Annotated in this window: 13 protein-coding genes and 1 riboswitch; of the genes, 6 read left to right on the top strand and 7 right to left on the bottom strand. The window is 68.5% G+C overall.

The genetic code is table 11. The features are described from left to right. The first annotated feature begins 8 nt into the window (after positions 1-8). Both ACIBVL_RS38230 and otsB read left to right on the top strand, forming a co-directional pair. Positions 9-239, top strand: coding sequence for a DUF3263 domain-containing protein (locus ACIBVL_RS38230; RefSeq protein ID WP_399104967.1), 231 nt, complete (start codon positions 9-11; stop codon positions 237-239). Positions 240-256: 17 nt separating this feature from the next. Next, complete coding sequence (otsB, locus tag ACIBVL_RS38225; RefSeq protein ID WP_399104965.1) at positions 257-1,111, top strand: trehalose-phosphatase; 855 nt, start codon at positions 257-259, stop codon at positions 1,109-1,111. Here otsB and ACIBVL_RS38220 read toward each other — a convergent pair. Continuing rightward, positions 1,099-2,580 (bottom strand): trehalose-6-phosphate synthase, encoded by a 1,482-nt coding sequence (locus tag ACIBVL_RS38220; protein ID WP_399104963.1) that lies wholly within the window; start codon positions 2,578-2,580, stop codon positions 1,099-1,101. The two genes, otsB and ACIBVL_RS38220, sit on opposite strands and share 13 nt — an antisense overlap. Positions 2,581-2,673: 93 nt before the next feature. Continuing rightward, the gene (locus ACIBVL_RS38215) at positions 2,674-3,618 is read right to left on the bottom strand and encodes a glucosyl-3-phosphoglycerate synthase (protein ID WP_399104961.1); all 945 of its coding nucleotides are present in this window, start codon (positions 3,616-3,618) and stop codon (positions 2,674-2,676) included. Between the two features lie 178 nt (positions 3,619-3,796). Next, positions 3,797-3,943: riboswitch (SAM riboswitch) on the top strand. 18 nt (positions 3,944-3,961) lie between these two features. On the opposite strand from ACIBVL_RS38215, the gene thrC reads away from it, so the two are divergent. The 4 genes from thrC (at position 3,962) to groL (ending at position 8,197) form a co-directional block, all read left to right on the top strand. Next, positions 3,962-5,251, top strand: coding sequence for a threonine synthase (thrC, locus tag ACIBVL_RS38210; RefSeq protein ID WP_399104959.1), 1,290 nt, complete (start codon positions 3,962-3,964; stop codon positions 5,249-5,251). 43 nt (positions 5,252-5,294) lie between these two features. Next, entirely contained in the window at positions 5,295-5,570 is a 276-nt protein-coding gene (locus ACIBVL_RS38205; protein WP_242765365.1) for a ubiquitin-like small modifier protein 1, read from the top strand. A gap of 462 nt (positions 5,571-6,032) precedes the next feature. Then, complete coding sequence (locus ACIBVL_RS38200; protein ID WP_007493268.1) at positions 6,033-6,239, top strand: cold-shock protein; 207 nt, start codon at positions 6,033-6,035, stop codon at positions 6,237-6,239. 335 nt (positions 6,240-6,574) lie between these two features. Continuing rightward, positions 6,575-8,197, top strand: coding sequence for a chaperonin GroEL (gene groL / locus ACIBVL_RS38195; RefSeq protein WP_399104957.1), 1,623 nt, complete (start codon positions 6,575-6,577; stop codon positions 8,195-8,197). Between the two features lie 216 nt (positions 8,198-8,413). Here the strand turns inward: groL and ccrA are convergent, their stop codons facing one another. The 5 genes from ccrA to ACIBVL_RS38170 all read right to left on the bottom strand — a co-directional run. Further along, the gene (ccrA, locus tag ACIBVL_RS38190; RefSeq protein WP_399104955.1) at positions 8,414-9,649 is read right to left on the bottom strand and encodes a crotonyl-CoA carboxylase/reductase; all 1,236 of its coding nucleotides are present in this window, start codon (positions 9,647-9,649) and stop codon (positions 8,414-8,416) included. Positions 9,650-9,710: 61 nt separating this feature from the next. Continuing rightward, positions 9,711-9,941, bottom strand: coding sequence for an MbtH family protein (locus ACIBVL_RS38185; protein WP_399104953.1), 231 nt, complete (start codon positions 9,939-9,941; stop codon positions 9,711-9,713). A 69-nt stretch (positions 9,942-10,010) separates the two neighbouring features. Beyond that, positions 10,011-10,748, bottom strand: a complete 738-nt coding sequence (locus tag ACIBVL_RS38180) for a thioesterase II family protein (RefSeq protein WP_399104951.1) — start codon at positions 10,746-10,748, stop codon at positions 10,011-10,013. A gap of 48 nt (positions 10,749-10,796) precedes the next feature. After that, a complete protein-coding gene (locus ACIBVL_RS38175; protein ID WP_399104949.1) occupies positions 10,797-17,228 on the bottom strand; it encodes an amino acid adenylation domain-containing protein in 6,432 nt (2,143 codons plus the stop codon). Between the two features lie 78 nt (positions 17,229-17,306). Next, positions 17,307-18,149 (bottom strand): alpha/beta fold hydrolase (locus ACIBVL_RS38170; RefSeq protein ID WP_399104947.1); only part of this gene is annotated, 843 nt, incomplete at its 5' end.

Genomic DNA, 18,149 nt, shown 5'->3' with positions numbered 1-18,149 from the left:
TGCGGGGCATGCAGGAAGAGCTGGAGCCGCGGGAGCGGGACATACTCGCCCTGGAGCGCCGCACCTTCCCCGGCCCCGGCGCGAAGGAACGGGCGATCCGCGAGGAACTGGACCTGTCCCCGGTCCACTACTACCAACTCCTGAACGCCCTCCTGGACGACCCGCGGGCCCTGGCCCACGACCCGGTGACGGTGAACAGACTGAGGAGAGTGAGGGAGGCGCGGCGGTCCGACCGCTAGAAAGTTAGGGTCGTCGCATGGGCAGCCAAGAGACGCACTCCACGGACCCCGCACCCACGACCCCGGCAGGCCGGGCCGCTCTGGCCGCGATCACCACCCGCCCCTCCGGAACCCTCGTCGCCCTCGACTTCGACGGCACCCTCGCCCCCATCGTCGAGAACCCCGAGGACGCCCGCGCCCACCCCGACGCCCTTACGGCCCTCCAGGCCCTCGCCCCTAAGGTCGCCGCCGTCGCGGTGATCACGGGCCGCCCCGCCGAGGTGGCCGTACGCAACGCGGGCTTCGCGGGAGCCGAGGGGCTGGACCGTCTGGCCGTCCTCGGCCACTACGGCGCCGAACGCTGGGACGCGGCCACCGGCGAGGTCACCGCCCCCGCCCCGCACCCCGGAGTCGCCGCCGCCCGCGCCGAACTCCCCGCCGTCCTCGAAGCCGCCGGGGACTGGCCCGGCGTCTGGGTGGAGGAGAAGGGCGGCCGGGCCGTCGCCGTCCACACCCGCCGCGCCACCGACCCCCAGGCCGCCTTCGACGCCCTGCGTGAACCCCTCACCGGCCTCGCCACCGGCCACGGCCTGATCGTCGAGCCCGGCCGGATGGTCCTGGAGCTTCGCCCGCCCGGCATGGACAAGGGCGTCGCCCTCCTCGAGCACATCCGTGAGACCGGCGCCGAGTCCGTGCTCTACGCCGGCGACGACCTCGGCGACCTCCCCGCCTTCGCCGCCGTGGAGAAACTCCGCTCCGACGGCGTCCCCGGCCTCCTGGTGTGCAGCGGCAGTGCCGAGGTCACCGAACTGGCGGCCCGCGCCGACCTCGTCGTCGACGGCCCCTCCGGCGTCGTACGACTCCTGCGGAACCTGGCCGGTCAGCTCGGCTGAAGCTCCCGCAGGGCGGTCAGCTGTTCCAGGAACCACTGGGCCGGAGGGAGCGCGGTCGCGGCGGCAGCCAGCCGTTTGGTGCGCTCGGCGCGCTCCTCCGGCTTCATCGACAGGCCCTCGTGCAGGGCACGGGCGGTCTCCAGGATGTCGTACGGGTTGACGACGATCGCGTCCTCGCGCAGCTCCCAGTACGCTCCCGCCTCCCGCGACAGCACCAGCGCGCAGCCCTCGTCGGAGACGACCGGGACCTCCTTGGCGACCAGGTTCATGCCGTCCCTGATGGGGTTCACGAGGGCCACGTCCGCGAGGCGGTAGGCGGCGAGGGAGCGGGCGAAGTCGTCCTTGAGGTTGAGGAGCACGGGGGTCCAGCCCGGGGTGCCGTAGCGCTCGTTGATCTCGTCCGACACCCGCCGCACCTCCGCCATGTAGTCCCGGTAGACCGCGAGGTCCTGACGGGACGGGTAGGCGAAGGCCACGTGCACGACCCGCTCGTGCCACTCGGGGTGGTCCTCGAGCAGCTGCCGGTAGGCCAGCAGTCCGCGCACGATGTTCTTCGACAGCTCGGTACGGTCCACCCGGACGATCGTCTTGCGCCCCGTCCCGCCGATCTCCGCGCGCAGCTCCGCCATGCGTTCCTCGACGTCTGCCGCGTGCGAACGGGCGCGCAGGAACTCCGCGTCGGCGCCGAGACTGTGCACGCCGATGTACGTACGGCGGCTGATCCGCTCGTCGCTCAGGTGCCCGATCGACCTGGGCCCGCCCGACTGCCACGCCGGAACCCAGCGATACGGGTCGAGCCCCTCGACGCAGTTCTGGAAAGCCGTCGCCCACGGCCAGGTCAGGAACGCCACCCGGTCCGCCCCGAGCATCCCCTCCATCAGCCGCTCCTGGATGTCGTCGGGCAGCATCCGGAAGAACGCCGGCGGCGCCCACGGAGTGTGCGAGAAGTGGCCGATGAGCAGGTCGGGGCGGAGTTCCCGGAGCATCCCGGGGACCAGACACAGGTGGTAGTCCTGCACCAGGACCGCCGCGCCGTCGGCCGCCTCCTCCGCCAGCGCCTCCGCGAAGGCGCGGTTGTAGGTCTCGTACGACGCCCACTGCCGCCGGAACTCCGTGTCGAAGACCGGCTCCAGCGGGGTCTGGTAGAGCAGATGGTGGACGAACCACAGGACCGAGTTCGCGATGCCGTTGTACGCGTCCTCGTGCACGTCGGCCGGGACGGGCAGCATCCGCACGCCCTCCTCGCCGATCCCGCGCCGGACCGCCTCCCGGTCGCCCTCGGACAGCGCCGAGCACACCCAGAGCGCGCCCGCGTCCGGGCCGATCGCCGACAGACCGGAGACCAGGCCGCCGCCCCCGCGTTTCGCGTGCAGCGAGCCGTCCTCGCCGACCGTGTAGGAGACGGGGCCGCGGTTGGACGCGACCAGCACCTCAGCACCCCGAGCAACAGCACCGTGCATGGAAGCCATACGCCACAACCTAGCCCGGTCGGTAAACGCTCAAACGTACGGTCGCCCCCTGTGGACGGGCCGTATCCAGCCGTATACGGCCCGCCCGTGCCGTTACGCGACCTTGCGCGCCGCGTACTCCGCGATCTCCGCCATCGGCGGCCGTTCCTCCATGTCCACCGAGTAGGTGCGCGGCTCGAAACCGTCGGCGCCGCGCTCGAACTGGGTGAGGGAGGGACGGATGAGATGGCCGCGCGCCAGGCGGAGCTGGGCGGTGCGGTAGATCGCCGCGGCCATCCGGCCGAGCGCCTGCCCGTCCTGGTGGCGGTGCTTGCGCACCCCCACGTCCACCTGGGCCAGCGCGTCCAGCCCCACCAGGTGCAGCGCGTCGACCAGCATCCCCAGCTCCACCCCGTACCCGACGGGGAACGGCAGCTGCTCCAGCAGGCCGCGGCGGGCCGCGTACTCACCGCCGAGCGGCTGCACGAAACCGGCCAGCTGCGGCCAGTGCATGTTGAGCAGGGGCCGGGCCATCAGCTCGGTGACCCTCCCGCCCTGGCCGGCCGCGCCGCCCAGGGGACGGTCGTACATGCCCTTCACCAGGTCCACGCCCGGGTCGGTGAGCAGCGGGCCGACGATGCCCGAGACGAAGTCCGAGGAGAACTCCCTCAGGTCGGCGTCGATGAAACAGACGATGTCCCCGCTCGTGACGAGCAGGGAGCGCCACAGGACCTCGCCCTTGCCGGGCACGGCCGGGATGCGGGGCAGGATCGCGTCGCGGTGCACGACCCGCGCGCCGGCCGCGGCGGCGACCTCGGACGTGCGGTCGGTCGATCCCGAGTCGACGACGACGATCTCGTCGACGAGCGGAACCTGCTGCATGAGGTCGTGACGGATGATGGCGACGATGTCGCCGACCGTCTCCTCCTCGTTCAGCGCGGGCAGGACGACGGACACCGACTGACCCGTGGCGCGTTTCGCGGACAGGACGCGGTGCAGCGGACGATCTGTCACGGACCAGGAGCGGGTGGCCAGCCAGCGCTCGACTTCTTCCAGCACAGTCAGCGGCTCCTCACTGTCGTGATCACACCGGGTGCACGGCAGGTGACCGTGTGATCCATCTCGCGGTTCGGACGACTCTCTCAACTGTCCTGGCCTTCGGTTACAGTCTTGAACAACGCGGATGACCATCGCATGTCCGGGGTCATCAGGCGTTCGACGTTCAACAACCGCATACCGCTCATCCAGAGGGGCAGAGGGATACGGCCCGATGAAGCCCCGGCAACCCTCCAGCCGGTCTGACCACGTCGTCGTGGTGAGGCTCCCGGCTAGGGAAGGTGCCAAATCCGTCTCACGGCGAGATGCGTCGTGAGGAAGATGAGGAGAAAGGGCCTCGCCTCACATGGCTGCGCAGACTGTTGCAAGCACCACCGACTCCACCACCGTCGACCTCGGCCCCGCCGCGGCCCTGAGCTGCCGCGAATGCGGCCACCGCGTCCCCCTCGGCCCGGTCTTCGCCTGCGAGGAGTGTTTCGGCCCGCTCGAGATCGCGTACGACTTCTCCTCCTACGAAACCGAGGAGCTCCGCAAGCGCATCGAGGCGGGACCCGCGAACATCTGGCGTTACGCGCCGCTGCTGCCCGTCCCGGCCGACGTGGCGGACAAGCCCAACATCAACCCCGGTTGGACCCAGCTCGTCCAGGCCGACAACCTCGCCCGTGAACTCGGCGTCGACCCCGGCAAGCTCTTCGTCAAGGACGACTCCGGCAACCCGACGCACTCCTTCAAGGACCGGGTGGTGGCGCAGGCCATCGAGGCCGCCCGCGCGTTCGGCTTCACCACCCTCTCCTGCTCCTCCACCGGCAACCTCGCCGGCGCCGTCGGCGCCGCCGCCGCCCGCGCCGGCTTCCGCTCCTGCGTGTTCATCCCGCACGACCTGGAGCAGGGCAAGGTCGTCATGGCCGCCGTCTACGGCGGCGAGCTCGTCGGTATCGAGGGCAACTACGACGACGTCAACCGCTTCTGCTCCGAGCTCATCGGCGACCCGGCGGGCGAGGGCTGGGGCTTCGTCAACGTCAATCTGCGGCCGTACTACGCCGAGGGCTCCAAGACCCTCGCGTACGAGATCGCCGAGCAGCTCGGCTGGCGGCTCCCGGACCAGCTCGTGGTCCCGATCGCCTCGGGCTCGCAGCTCACGAAGATCGACAAGGGTCTGCAGGAGCTGATCAAGCTGGGTCTCGTCGAGGACAAGCCGTACAAGATCTTCGGCGCGCAGGCGGAGGGCTGCTCCCCGGTGTCCGTGGCCTTCAAGGCGGGCCACGACGTGGTCCGTCCCCAGAAGCCGAACACCATCGCCAAGTCGCTGGCGATCGGCAACCCGGCGGACGGTCCTTACGTCCTCGACATCGCGCGGCGTACGGGCGGGGCCGTGGAGGACGTGACGGACGAGCAGGTCGTGGACGCGATCAAGCTGCTGGCGCGGACCGAGGGGATCTTCGCGGAGACCGCCGGTGGGGTGACCGTGGGTGTGACGCGCAAGCTGATCGAGAACGGCCTGCTGGACCCGACGCTGACGACCGTCGTGCTCAACACCGGTGACGGTCTGAAGACGTTGGACGCGGTGGCCGGGACGGGGCTCACGGCGACGATCCGCCCCAACCTGGAGTCGTTCCGCGAGGCTGGTCTCGCGTAAGAGCGGCCCGTCCCCAGACAGACACCCGACCGGAGGTCACATCGTGAGCGTCAACGTCCGCATCCCCACCATCCTGCGTACCTACACCGGCGGGCAGGCCGAGGTCTCCGCCGAGGGGGCGACCCTCGGCGAGGTCATCGCCGATCTGGAGAAGAACCACACCGGCATCGCCGCCCGTGTCCTGGACGACCAGGGCAAGCTGCGGCGGTTCGTCAACGTGTACGTGAACGACGACGACGTGCGCTTCGAGCAGGGGCTGGAGACGGCCACTCCGGACGGTGCGGGCGTGTCGATCATTCCCGCCGTCGCCGGCGGCTGAGTCGTGATTGACCTTTGGTCAGTACCGGCCGGTAGTAACCGTCGGTAACAGTGATTACCGAGAGTTCATCGAATTGCCCCCTCCGTGAGAGAAGCGGAGGGGGCAATTCAGTGTGGTTGAGCGCGGTACAGTTGGGGAACCGGGTCGCGAAACCCTGATCCGGAGCCTTTGATTTCTGCCCTGGCCCGACAAGAAGCAGCCAAAGTGTGTGTCTCTTGTGTGGCATTTGTGGCTTTTGCGGGGCCCGACTTGCCCTGAATTCTGGCGAATTCTCGCCACATTCCGGATCGCGTGCGTCCAGAATTCTCGTCCGACTGACCTGTTGCAGACGGCAGTTGGACAGATACATTCAGCCGCGGTCGACGCGTTCCGGCGCACGCCCCCAACCAACTGGGGGGTGAGGTCTGACCCGGATCCGCGAAGTGTGGATCTGTGCAAGGGCCAGTAATAGGGGAGTTAGGCATGGCTCAGGGCACCGTCAAGTGGTTCAACGCGGAGAAGGGGTACGGCTTCATCGCGGTCGACGGTGGTGCGGATGTTTTCGTCCACTACAGCGCGATCCAGATGGACGGGTACCGCACCCTGGAAGAGGGCCAGCGGGTCGATTTCGAGATCTCGCAGGGTCAGAAGGGGCCGCAGGCGGACATGGTCCGGCTGGCGACCGGCTGAAGCACGCGCCGACTGAGAGCGCACTTTCTTTGTACGGACTCTGTACGCGGTCCGTACATGATCGAGGGGCTCGTACCTCCCGGGTACGAGCCCTTCGGCGTGCCCGGCGTCAGGGGTGGCAAGTGGTCCGCATCCGGGAGAGGCGCTTGCACTCGACCATGCCGAGTGCTAATCATTGCGTTAGCACTCTGAAGGTGAGAGTGACAAAGAAGGACCGGGTCGGTGAGGCCCGCAGGCCAGGTGGGGCAAGGAACCACGCGGCATTGCGAGCCGTCCGTCGCGGGCGCGGGCGCGGTCCGAAGGAATCACCCCCAGTCCTGGAGGGACCACTTCACATGGCCAAGATCATCGCGTTCGACGAGGAGGCGCGGCGCGGCCTCGAGCGCGGCATGAACCAGCTCGCGGACGCCGTCAAGGTGACGCTCGGCCCCAAGGGCCGCAACGTCGTCCTCGAGAAGAAGTGGGGCGCCCCCACGATCACCAACGATGGTGTGTCCATCGCCAAGGAGATCGAGCTCGAGGACCCGTACGAGAAGATCGGCGCCGAGCTGGTCAAGGAAGTCGCGAAGAAGACGGACGACGTAGCCGGTGACGGCACGACGACCGCGACCGTCCTGGCCCAGGCCCTGGTCAAGGAAGGCCTTCGCAACGTCGCCGCCGGCGCCAACCCGATGGCCCTCAAGCGCGGCATCGAGAAGGCCGTCGAGGCCGTCTCCGGCGCCCTGCTGGAGCAGGCGAAGGATGTCGAGACCAAGGAGCAGATCGCTTCCACGGCCTCCATCTCCGCCGCCGACACCCAGATCGGCGAGCTCATCGCCGAGGCCATGGACAAGGTCGGCAAGGAAGGCGTCATCACCGTCGAGGAGTCCCAGACCTTCGGTCTGGAGCTGGAGCTCACCGAGGGTATGCGCTTCGACAAGGGCTACATCTCGGCGTACTTCGCCACCGACATGGAGCGTATGGAGGCCGTCCTCGACGACCCGTACATCCTGATCGCGAACTCCAAGATCTCGAACGTCAAGGACCTGCTCCCGCTCCTGGAGAAGGTCATGCAGTCGGGCAAGCCGCTGCTGATCATCGCCGAGGACGTCGAGGGCGAGGCCCTGTCGACCCTGGTCGTCAACAAGATCCGCGGCACCTTCAAGTCCGTCGCGGTCAAGGCCCCGGGCTTCGGCGACCGCCGCAAGGCGATGCTGAACGACATCGCCATCCTCACCGGCGGCGAGGTCATCTCCGAGGAGGTCGGTCTCAAGCTCGAGAACACGACCCTCGACCTGCTGGGCAAGGCCCGCAAGGTCGTCATCACCAAGGACGAGACCACCATCGTCGACGGTGCCGGTTCCTCGGACCAGGTCGCGGGCCGTGTGAACCAGATCCGCGCCGAGATCGAGAACAGCGACTCGGACTACGACCGCGAGAAGCTGCAGGAGCGCCTGGCGAAGCTCGCGGGCGGCGTGGCCGTGATCAAGGCCGGTGCCGCCACCGAGGTGGAGCTCAAGGAGCGCAAGCACCGCATCGAGGACGCCGTCCGCAACGCGAAGGCCGCCGTCGAGGAGGGCATCGTCGCCGGTGGTGGCGTGGCGCTCATCCAGGCGTCCTCCGTCTTCGAGAAGCTGGACCTCGAGGGTGACGAGGCGACCGGCGCCAACGCCGTGCGCATCGCGCTCGAGGCCCCGCTGAAGCAGATCGCCGTCAACGCCGGCCTCGAGGGCGGCGTGGTCGTGGAGAAGGTGCGCAACCTGACCCCGGGGCACGGCCTGAACGCCGCGACCGGCGAGTACGTCGACCTGGTCAAGGAAGGCATCATCGACCCGGCGAAGGTGACCCGCTCTGCCCTGCAGAACGCCGCCTCCATCGCCGCGCTCTTCCTCACCACCGAGGCCGTCATCGCCGACAAGCCGGAGAAGGCCGCGGCCCCGGCCGGCGGCGGCATGCCGGGCGGTGACATGGACTTCTGATCGACCTGACGGTTGATCGCCTGTCCTTCGGACCGAGGGCGGTATCCCCTGGCTACGGCTGGGGGTGCCGCCCTCGGGCGTTTCAGCTGCCGCTGCCGACTGTTGAGGGCCAGACCGGTCCACCGACCAGGGACGGGTGCCGGAGGCACACCGCTGGTCATCGCCGATCCGCCGGCGGACGCGACGGCCCGCACAGGGAGCCGAACTCCGGCTGGGTCACTCCTTCAGTCCGGGAGCCGCGGCGCCGATCAGGATGGACATGTTGCCCCCCGGGTGGCGGTTCTCGTACATCAACTGGTGCACACCGGGGGTGTCTTCGAACGGGACGACCATGGACAGGCAGGGGTCGAGCTGCCCTTGCGCGACCAGTTCCGTGACCGCCCGGAACTGTGAGGTGTTCGCCCCGTGCGAACCCTGCAGCCGCTTCTGCCGCATCCACAGGAACCGCAGGTCGACATCGGCGGCGTAGCCGCTGGTGGCCCCGCACGTGACCACCATGCCCGCGTTGTCGCAGACGTACATCGAGGTCGGAATGGTGTCCTCGCCCGGGTGTTCCAGGACGATCCTGGGTGAGCGGCGCTCGCCCAGGATGTCCCAGATGCGTTTGCCGAACGCCCGGACGCCGGCCAGCCAGGTGGCGAACGCGGCCCCGTCGGAAGCGGACGGGATCCGCCCCCAGTGGTCGAAGTCGTTCCGGTTGATCACCCCCTTCGCGCCCAGGCGGAGACAGTGCTCCTCGTTCGAGGGGTCGGAGATCACCGCGATGGGGATGCCGCCGAACTGCCGGACGATCTGGATCGCCATCGAGCCCAGGCCGCCCGAACCGCCCCAGACAAGAACAGGGTCGCCGGGCTCGACCACGTGCGGCTGCCAGCCGCGCAACTGCCGGTAGACGGTGCTGGCCGTGAGCAGAAAGCTGCCCGCCTGCTCCCAGGTCAGCCCGGCCGGTTTGGGATGGCACTGGTACTCGTCGACCACGGTGAACTGTGCGAACGTGCCGTAGTTGGTCTCATACCCCATGGCCAACGCGGATTTCGAGGTCATCGGGTCCGCGCCCATCCGGATGTCGGCGGCCTTCTCGTCCCAGATCCCCGGCGAGATGACGATCGCATCGCCGACCTTCACCTGGCTGACGCCCTCGCCCACGGCCCAGACCACACCGGCGCCGTCCGACCCGCCGATGTGGAAGTCCTCCTTCGCCCCCAGCCGCTGCCGGTCGGCGATCACGTCGGCCGGACTGCCCAACGCGGCCCAGATGTTGTTGTAGTTGACCCCGGCCGCCATCACCTTGACGAGCACCTGGCCGGGTCCCACCTCGGGTACCTCGGTGGTCTCGATGCAGATCGCCTTCTCCGGCGGGCCGTAGCGCTCCGGCCGGATCATCGCGGCGTACATGTACTTCGGGACGACTCCCAGCGGGGGGAGCTGCCCGGGCTCGTAGATCTCACGCATGGTGTACTGCTCCTTCGTCGGCTTGATATCGGTCCACGGCGGTCGCCCGGCGGCGATTCAGCTACCTCATGCTCTGGACGGGCCGTCGCTCCATCAGCTCGACGAGGCTCTTCGGCCGCATGTCCGTCCAGTTTTCTTCGATGAATTCCTGGCACGCCGCACGGCTCGCTTCGCCGTGAGCGACCGACCAGCCGGCGGGGATCTCCGCGAACGACGGCCACAGTGAGTACTGGCCTTCGTGGTTGAGCAGGACATAGTAGGTTGCGTCGTCGCGCTCGAACGGGTTCGTCATGACGGTTTCTTCGCTTTCTTTTGTTCGGATGATGGGCGCGGAAGGAACTGTGGCGCGAGGCCGGAAAACCTATGCGGCGCTGCCGATCAGAGCACTGACAACGGCTTCCTTCTGGTCTGTGAGGTAGAAGTGGCCGCCCGGAAACACCTGGAGACCGAACTCACTGTTCGTGCGGTGGCGCCATGATTCCGCTTCGTCAACCGTGACCTTCGAGTCGCGGTCTCCCGTGAAAACGGTGATGGGACAGTCGAGTACGGCGTCGGACGATGAGCGGTACCGCCAGATGGCCATGTAGTCGTTGCGGAGGACACGGAACATCATCTGCCGGATTTCCGGGTGGTCCAGCAGTGCGGGATCGGTGCCGGCCATCGCCCCGATCTCCGCGGCAAGGCCCTCGTCGGTGATGTCGAACATCTGCTCGGGCCGCGCCGACGGCTCGGCCCGCCCCGAGAGAATCACGTTCCGTGGCGAGATACCGGCCTTCTGTTCCAGTCGGTGGGCCACTTCGAAGGCGATGATGGCACCCATGCTGTGGCCGAAGAGGACCATTGGCTTGTCGGTCAGGGACTGGAGCTCCGTGAAGATTCCGTCCGCCAGCCGGCCGATGTCCGGGACTCCTTCCTCGGCCAGCCGGTCCTGTCGCCCGGGATACTGCACGGCCAGCACTTCCACGGATGGTGCGAGAGCCGCGGAGAACGGGAAGTAGAAGCTGGCCGCTCCCCCTGCGTGGGGGAAGCAGACAAGACGTACCGAGTTTTCCGAGGCCGGATGGAAGCGGCGCAGCCAGACGCTGTTGTCAAAGGGCACCGAAGAATCTCCTGTTCTGGCTTTCATGTGAAAGGGTTTTTCTGCCGTTCATGCGTCCGGGCCGTCTCCCCGATTCCTGGGAATCCGCCGCAGTTTGGGGCGAGGCCGAGCAGGAGACCGTGATTCCAGGCGACGTGCCAGTTCGGCGACGGTGGGGGCCTGGAAGAGGTCGCGGACGGTGAGGTCGAGGCCGAGGTCGTTACGGACGCGGTTGACGAGCTGGGCGGCGAGGAGGGAGTGGCCGCCGAGGGCGAAGAAGCTGTCGTCCGCTCCGACTCGTTCGACGCCCAGGGTGTGGGCGAACTGGGTGGCGAGTGCCTGTTCGCGGGGGGTGTCGGGGGCCCGGTAGGTGTCGGTGGAGGTGTAGTCGGGCCGGGGGAGCGCGGTGCGGTCGAGTTTGCCGTTGCGGGTCAGTGGCAGGGCGTCGACCGTCATGAACGCGGACGGGATCATGTAGTCGGGGAGGAGCCCGGCCAGGTGCTCGCGCAGCGTCCCGCCGGGGAGTGTGCCGCCGTCGACGGGGACGGTGTAGGCGACCAGGCGTCGGTCGCCGGGTTGGTCCTCGCGGATCACGACGGCTGCCTGCGCCACCGAGGGGTGTCGGGTGAGGGCGGTTTCCACTTCGCCGCATTCGATGCGGAAGCCGCGCAGCTTGACTTGCTGGTCGGCTCGGCCGAGGTAGTCCAGTTGTCCGTCATGGCGCCATTTGGCGAGGTCTCCGGTCCGGTACATACGGCTGTCCGCCGGTCCGAAGGGGTCGGCCACGAAGCGCTCCGCGGTGAGCGCGGGCCGGTTGAGGTAGCCGCGGGCGACTCCGGCTCCCGCGATGTACAGCTCGCCGGTGACGCCCACCGGTACCGGCCGCAGACCCTCGTCCAGTACGTGGACTCGGGTGTTCGCGATCGGCCGGCCGATCGGCGGCACCACCGACCCGGACAAAGGGCCACTGATGGTGGAGCACACCGTGGTCTCGGTCGGACCGTAGACGTTGAGCATTCGGGTAGTGGCGGACCAGCGCTCGACCATGTCCGGAGGGCAGGCCTCGCCGGCGACCGCGAGATTCGTTCCGACGGGCAGGCCTCCTGCGGGGATGACCGCCAGTGCCGACGGCGGCAGCGCACAGTGGTCGATGCCCCACTCGGCGACCAGTTGCGCGAGGTCGGGGCCGGGGGCCAGCCGGTTCGCCGGAGGTATCACGAGTGTCGCCCCGGACAGCAGCGCCCGGAATATCTCGCTGATCGAAGCGTCGAAAGTGGGCGGGGCGAATTGGAGCACCCTGCTGTCCGGCCCGATCGCGGACCGCTCGATGAGTGTTGTCACCAGGTTGACGGCGTTGCTGTGGGGGGTGGTGACGGCTTTGGGGGTGCCGGTGGAGCCGGAGGTGTAGATGATGTAGGCGAGGTTCTGCGGGTGGAGGGGTGTGGTGCGGTCGGCGTCGGTGAGGTCGTGGGTGGGCAGTTCGGCGAGTTTTGCGGTGATGGCGGGGTCGTCGAGGTGGATGGCGGGGATGCCGGCGTCGGGGATCAGACCGCTGATGCCGGTGTCGGTGAGGATGACGGCGGTCCGGGTGTCGTGCAGCATGTGCGTGAGCCGGTCGGCCGGATGGCCCGTGTCCAGGGGGAGATAGGCGGCTCCGGTCTTCAGTACCGCGAGGACGGCGGTGACCAGGGCCGCCGTGCGGGGCAGTGCCAGGGCGACCACGTTCTCCGGGCCGATGCCCTGGGCCCGCAGCAGCCGTGCCAGCGCGTTGGCCGCCGTGTTCAGGTCGTCGTACGACCGTTCTCCCGCGCTGGTGATCAGTGCGGTGGCGTCGGGTGAGCGGCGTACCTGCTCCTCGAACAGCTCCGGCAGGGTGGCGTCGGGTACCTGCGCGGCTGTGTCGTTCCACTCCACGAGGACGCGTTCGCGCTCTTCCCCGGAGAGCAATTCGATCGCACTTACCCTGCGGTCCGGATCGGCCACGACCGCGTCCAGTACCCGCACCAGGCGCTCGGCCAGGGCCTCCACCGTCACCGCGTCGAACAGGTCCGTCCGATACGACACCCCACCCTGCACACCAGCCGGCTCACCGGCCTCATCACGCAACTCCGTGATCCTGAAGGCGAGGTCCGTTTTGGCGGTGTCGACTCCTGAGGCCCAGGGCTCGACATTGATTCCGGGCAGTGTGAATTCCGCAGCGGGAGAACTCCTGTGGGAGAGCAGGATCTGGTAGAGGGGGTGGTGGGCCAGGGTGCGCGGGGGGTTCAGGATTTCCACCAGCCGCTCGAACGGGATGTCCTGGTGGTCGAAGGCGTCGAGGTTCACCGCACGGACCCGTTCCAGCAGTTCGCCGAAACTCGGATCTCCCGACACATCACCCCGCATCACGAGGGTGTTCACGAAGAATCCGACCAGGCCCTCCAGGTCCGCGTCGGGTCGGTCCGCGACCGCCACACCCAGCGGCACGTCCACTCCCGCGCCCGACCGGTGCAGCACCACCAGCAGGGCTGCCTGCAGCACCATCGACACCGACGCGCCCCGCGCACGGGCCAGTTCCACCAGCCCGCGGTGCACTCCCGCGTCCGCCTTGAACCGCACCGAGCCGCCCTCGGTCCCGGCGACCTCCGGATACTGCCGGTCCACCGGCAGTTCCACCCGCTGCGGCAGCCCTTCCAGAGCCCGCCGCCAAAAGGCCGACTGCACGGCCATCAGACTGTCCGCATCACCCTCCGCACCCAGCAGTTCCCGCTGCCACACCGCGAAATCCGCGTACTGGACCGGCAGTTCGCTCCACGCCGGAACCGCCCCGGCCGACCGTGCCTGGTAAGCCGCACCGAGATCACCCAGCAACGGCCCCATCGACCAGCCGTCGGCCGCGATGTGGTGCACCACCACGACCAGCACGTGTTCCCGCGGACCCACCGCGAACAGCCAGGCCCGCAGCGGCACGTCCACCGCGAGATCGAAGCGATGCCCCACCACCTGCCCGACCGCGGCTTCCACCGCGTCTTCGGAAGGCAGTTCGACCACGCTCAGCAAACCATCGGGGACCTCGTCCAGAACCCGCTGGAAAGGCTCGCCCTCCGCCTCCGCGAACACCGTCCGCAACACCTCGTGCCGGCCCACCACATCCCCCAGGGCCACACCCAGCGCATCCCGGTCCAACACCCCCGACAACCGCACCACCACCGGAATGTTGTACGTCGGAGCCGGACCCTCCAACCGGTCCAGAAACCACAACCGACGCTGCGCGAAGGACAGCGGAGCCCGCTCAGGTCGCACCGTGTTCCGCAGGGTCGGCCGGCCATCGTCCTCGTTTCCCGCACGACGGGCCAGCCCCGCAACCGTCGGCGCCTCGAACACATCACGGACGGTCAGACGCACACCAAGCCGCGCACGCATCCGGTTGACCAATTGGACAGCGAAGAGGGAGTGGCCGCCGAGGGCGAAGAAGTTGTCGTTGACACCGACTCGTTGAATTCCGAGTACGTCGGCGAACAGGCCTGCCACCGCTTCTTCGCGAGGGGTGCTCGGTGTCCGGTGTGCATCGGGCGTGCTGTATTCCGGCTGGGGCAGCGCTGCCCGGTCCAGTTTTCCGTCCCGCGTCATCGGCAGGGCGTCCATCACGACGAACGCGGAGGGCACCGTGTATTCCGGGAGAAGTCCGGCCAGGTGCTCCCGCAGCGTCCCGGAGTGTGGGACGGCGCCCTCGGTGGGGACGGCGTAGGCGACCAGGCGTGGTTCGCCGGGCCGGTCCTCGCGTACGACGACGGCTGCCTGTGCGATGGAAGGGTGCCGGGTGAGGGCGGCTTCCACTTCGCCGGGTTCGATGCGGAAGCCGCGGAACTCGACCTGCTGGTCGGCCCGGCCCAGGAACTCCAGCTCTCCGCCTTCCCGCCACAGCACCACGTCACCGGACCGGTACATGCGGCTGTCGGCGGGTCCGAAGGGGTTGGCGACGAACCGCTCCGCCGTCAGTGCCGGTCGGTTGAGGTAGCCGCGGGCCACTCCGGCTCCCGCGATGTACAGCTCACCGGCGACACCCGTCGGCACCGGACGCAGACCGTCGTCCAGGACGTACACCTGCAGGTCCGCAAAGCCGCGGCCGATGGCACTGGCTGCTCCGGCCGCGGCATCGGACCGGGTCAGCGACCTGCTTGTCGCGTGGACGGTGGTCTCGGCCGAGCCGTAGGCGTTGACCAGTTCGGGTGAGCGGTCGGGGAAGAGGTCGTACCAGCCCTTCAGCCGCGCGGGGTCGGGTTTCTCGCCGCCGAGGACCACATACCTCAGGGAGAGATTCCGGCGGAGTTCGGGAGACCTGCGGGCCTCCTCGGTCAGCTGGTGGAATGCCATGGGTGTCTGGGACAGGACGGTGACGCGTTCGCGTACGAGGAGTGCGAGGAACTCATCCGGCGAGCGGCTCACGTCGTCCGGGACCAGGACGAGCCGGGCGCCGTTGAGCAGTGCGCCCCACATCTCCGACACCGAGACCTCGGAGGCGAAGGAGTGGAAGAGCGTCCAGGTATCGCCGGCGTCGAGATCCAGGCGAGGACGGTAGCCGTCGACGAGTCGAGCGACGTTCTGGTGCGACACCACGACGCCCTTGGGCTTTTCGGCCGATCCGGACGTGTACATGAGGTACGCGGGGTTCGCGGGATGGAGCGGACGGATCCGTTCGGTGTCCTCCAGATCAGTGCCGGGAAGCCCGGCCAGCTCCGTCCGGACCGCGTCGTCGTCGAGATCCAGGCGGGTCGGCTCGCCGGGCCGTACCGGGACAGTCTGCCCGGTGGTCACCAGCAGCATCGGCCGGGCGTCGGCGAGCAGGAACGCGAACCGGCTCTTCGGAAGAGACGGGTCCAGCGGCAGGCAGGCCGCACCCGCCTTGAGGACCGCGAGCTCTGCCACGACCATGTCGGCTGTTCTCGGCAGCGCCAGGGCCACGACCTGTTCGGGGCCCGCCCCACGGGAGACCAGCAGCCTGGCGAGACGGTTCGACCGTTCGTTCAGTTCCCCGTAGCTCAGCCCGTCCGCGACGGAACCGACCGCCGGCGCCTCGGGTGACCTGGCGGCCCGAGCCTGGAAGAGCTGCGGCAGGGACGCCTCGGGCACGCGCCGCACCGGACCGTTCAACGCGGCGAGGATCTCCTGCTGTTCCGCCCCCGAGAGCGTGACGAGACTGCCGACGCGGACGGAAGGATCCGTCGCGGCGTCCACCATCTGCTCCAGGAACTGCACAAAGCGTTCGGGCCGCAGGCCCGGGTGTCCGGTGGGCAGTGCGTTGTTGACTTCGAAGTCCACGCGGACAGGGCTGCCGTCGGAACGGTCGTAGACCGATATCGCAAGGCCCTCGACCCGCCGCAGCGAGACGTTGCGGGTGGCGGTGGCGTGTCCGTCGAACTGCGTGGAGTAGTCGAAGGCCATGATGTTGACCACGGGACCGAATCCCCGCCCGACCCGGCCGGAGTTCAGTTCGCGCCGCAGGTCCTCGCCGCGGTAGCGCTGGTGCCTGACGAGTTCCGAGACCCCACGTGAAGCCTGCTCGACTAGGGCGGCCACCGGCATGTCGGGGCGCACGTCCAGTCGCAGCGGGAGGACGTTGACCATCATTCCCGGAGTGGTACGTGCCGTGGGAGTGACACGGCCGGTGACGGGCACGTCCAGGACCACGTCCTGGACCCCTGTCCAGCAGTGCACGTAAGCCGCGGCCGTGGCCAAGAGGAACCGGGAGTGACTCGTTCCGGCTGACGCCGCGGCGGCGCGGACGCGCTCGGTCAGGGACCGTGGCACAAAGGCGGTCTGCCGCCGGTGGTCCGAGACCGATGCCGTCGGCGGAGCCATGAACGGATGGGTCTGGAGTTCTCCGGAGAGCTTGTCGAGCCAGTGCGCCCGGTCGCTGGAGAACTCCTCCGAGTTCCTGTAGTCGTCCTCCTCGTCCAGCACATCGAGGAACGATCCGAACCAGGCCCGCGGACGGTCGGTCTGGTTCATCGTCGCCGTGTAGACCTCTGCGACCCTACGGGCGAGGAGCGATCCGCCGACGCCGTCGATGACGATGTGGTGGTAGCTCTGGTACCAGAAGAACCGGTCCGCGGCGGCGCGGAACAGCGCGAAGGTGAACAGCGGCTCGGTCGAGGTGTCGATGTCCCGTGCGAGGTCCTCGCGCATCCACGACTCGGCGGCGGCGCGGGGATCGGCCTCCGAACCGACGTCGAGAAACCGCATGGACCAGTCCGCGTGCTCGCTGACGAACTGCTGGGGCAGTCCCGATGTGGTGTCGAGATTGACGCGGATTCCGTCTGCCTCACTCACCGCCACACGCAGCGCGGCTTCGAAAGCGACCGGATCGACGGGACCGTGGATCTCGGTGTACTCACCCGCTCTGAATATCGTGCCGCCGGAATTCATTTCCTCGACGACCCAGACACCGCTCTGCGCGGACGACAACTGCCGCCGGCCTTCGGACGAACTGATCTCAGGGTTCACAGGTTCAACAAGGTTCATGGGGTTCATGCGGTTCATGAGGGCGCTCTCTTCGAGGTTGGCGGGAGCGGTGTCGGACAGGCCGGCGGGGGGTGTCGGTCACCGCGCCAGGTGGTCGGCGATGTGCTTTGCCATCTCGGTCGGGTGAGGGGGGCTCAGCATGTCGTCGTGCCGGCAGGCCATGTCGTGTGCCGTGATCCGCCCGGTGACGTGCTTCCGCCATATGTGGTGCAGCGGGCCGACTGTCCTCGACCGCGAAAGCGCCGCGCTGAGGAACAGGACGTCACCGTCGTACTGCCCCGGTGTCCAGCCGAGGGCCAGGGCTATGTTCTGCGGGGTTACGCCGGATGCGGAGAGGACGGGGCGCAGGGCGTCGTCGTCCGGCGCGGGCATCGCCGTCAGAGGACACGAGTCCAGAAGGATCAGGGAACCGACGGGCCGCCCCAGTGCCTGCAGCTGGGTGGCGATCTCGAATGCCACCAGCCCGCCGAAGGACCAGCCGAGAAGGTGGTAAGGGCCGTCGGGGTCGGTCTCGAGGATGCGGTCGAGGTAGCTCGTGGCCATTTCCTCCAGGGACGACGGCGCGCCGTCGGAGTGGATCAGTCCATGTGCCTGGAACCCGTATACGGGCTGCTCGACCGGCAACTGGTGGGAAAGAGCTTGGTAGTGCCAGCTTTCGCCCCCTACGGGGTGCACGCAGAACAGCGGGGGCCGGGTGCCGGTGGTCCTCAGCGGCACGAGGACGTCGTCGTTCCCTCGTCGAGGGGTCTCCAGGCGATGTGCCAGTTCGGCGACGGTGGGGGCCTGGAAGAGATCGCGCACGGTGAGGTCGAGGCCGAGTTCGGTACGGATGCGGTTGACGAGTTGGGCGGCGAGGAGGGAGTGGCCGCCGAGGTGGAAGAAGCTGTCGTCTACTCCGACTTGTTCGACGCCCAGGGTGTG

Origin of the sequence: Streptomyces sp. NPDC049687 (assembly GCF_044465285.1) — a bacterium.
GTDB lineage: Bacteria > Actinomycetota > Actinomycetes > Streptomycetales > Streptomycetaceae > Streptomyces.
Note: the sequence above shows the minus strand (reverse complement) of the source record. Positions and strands in the feature narration are given on the sequence as shown.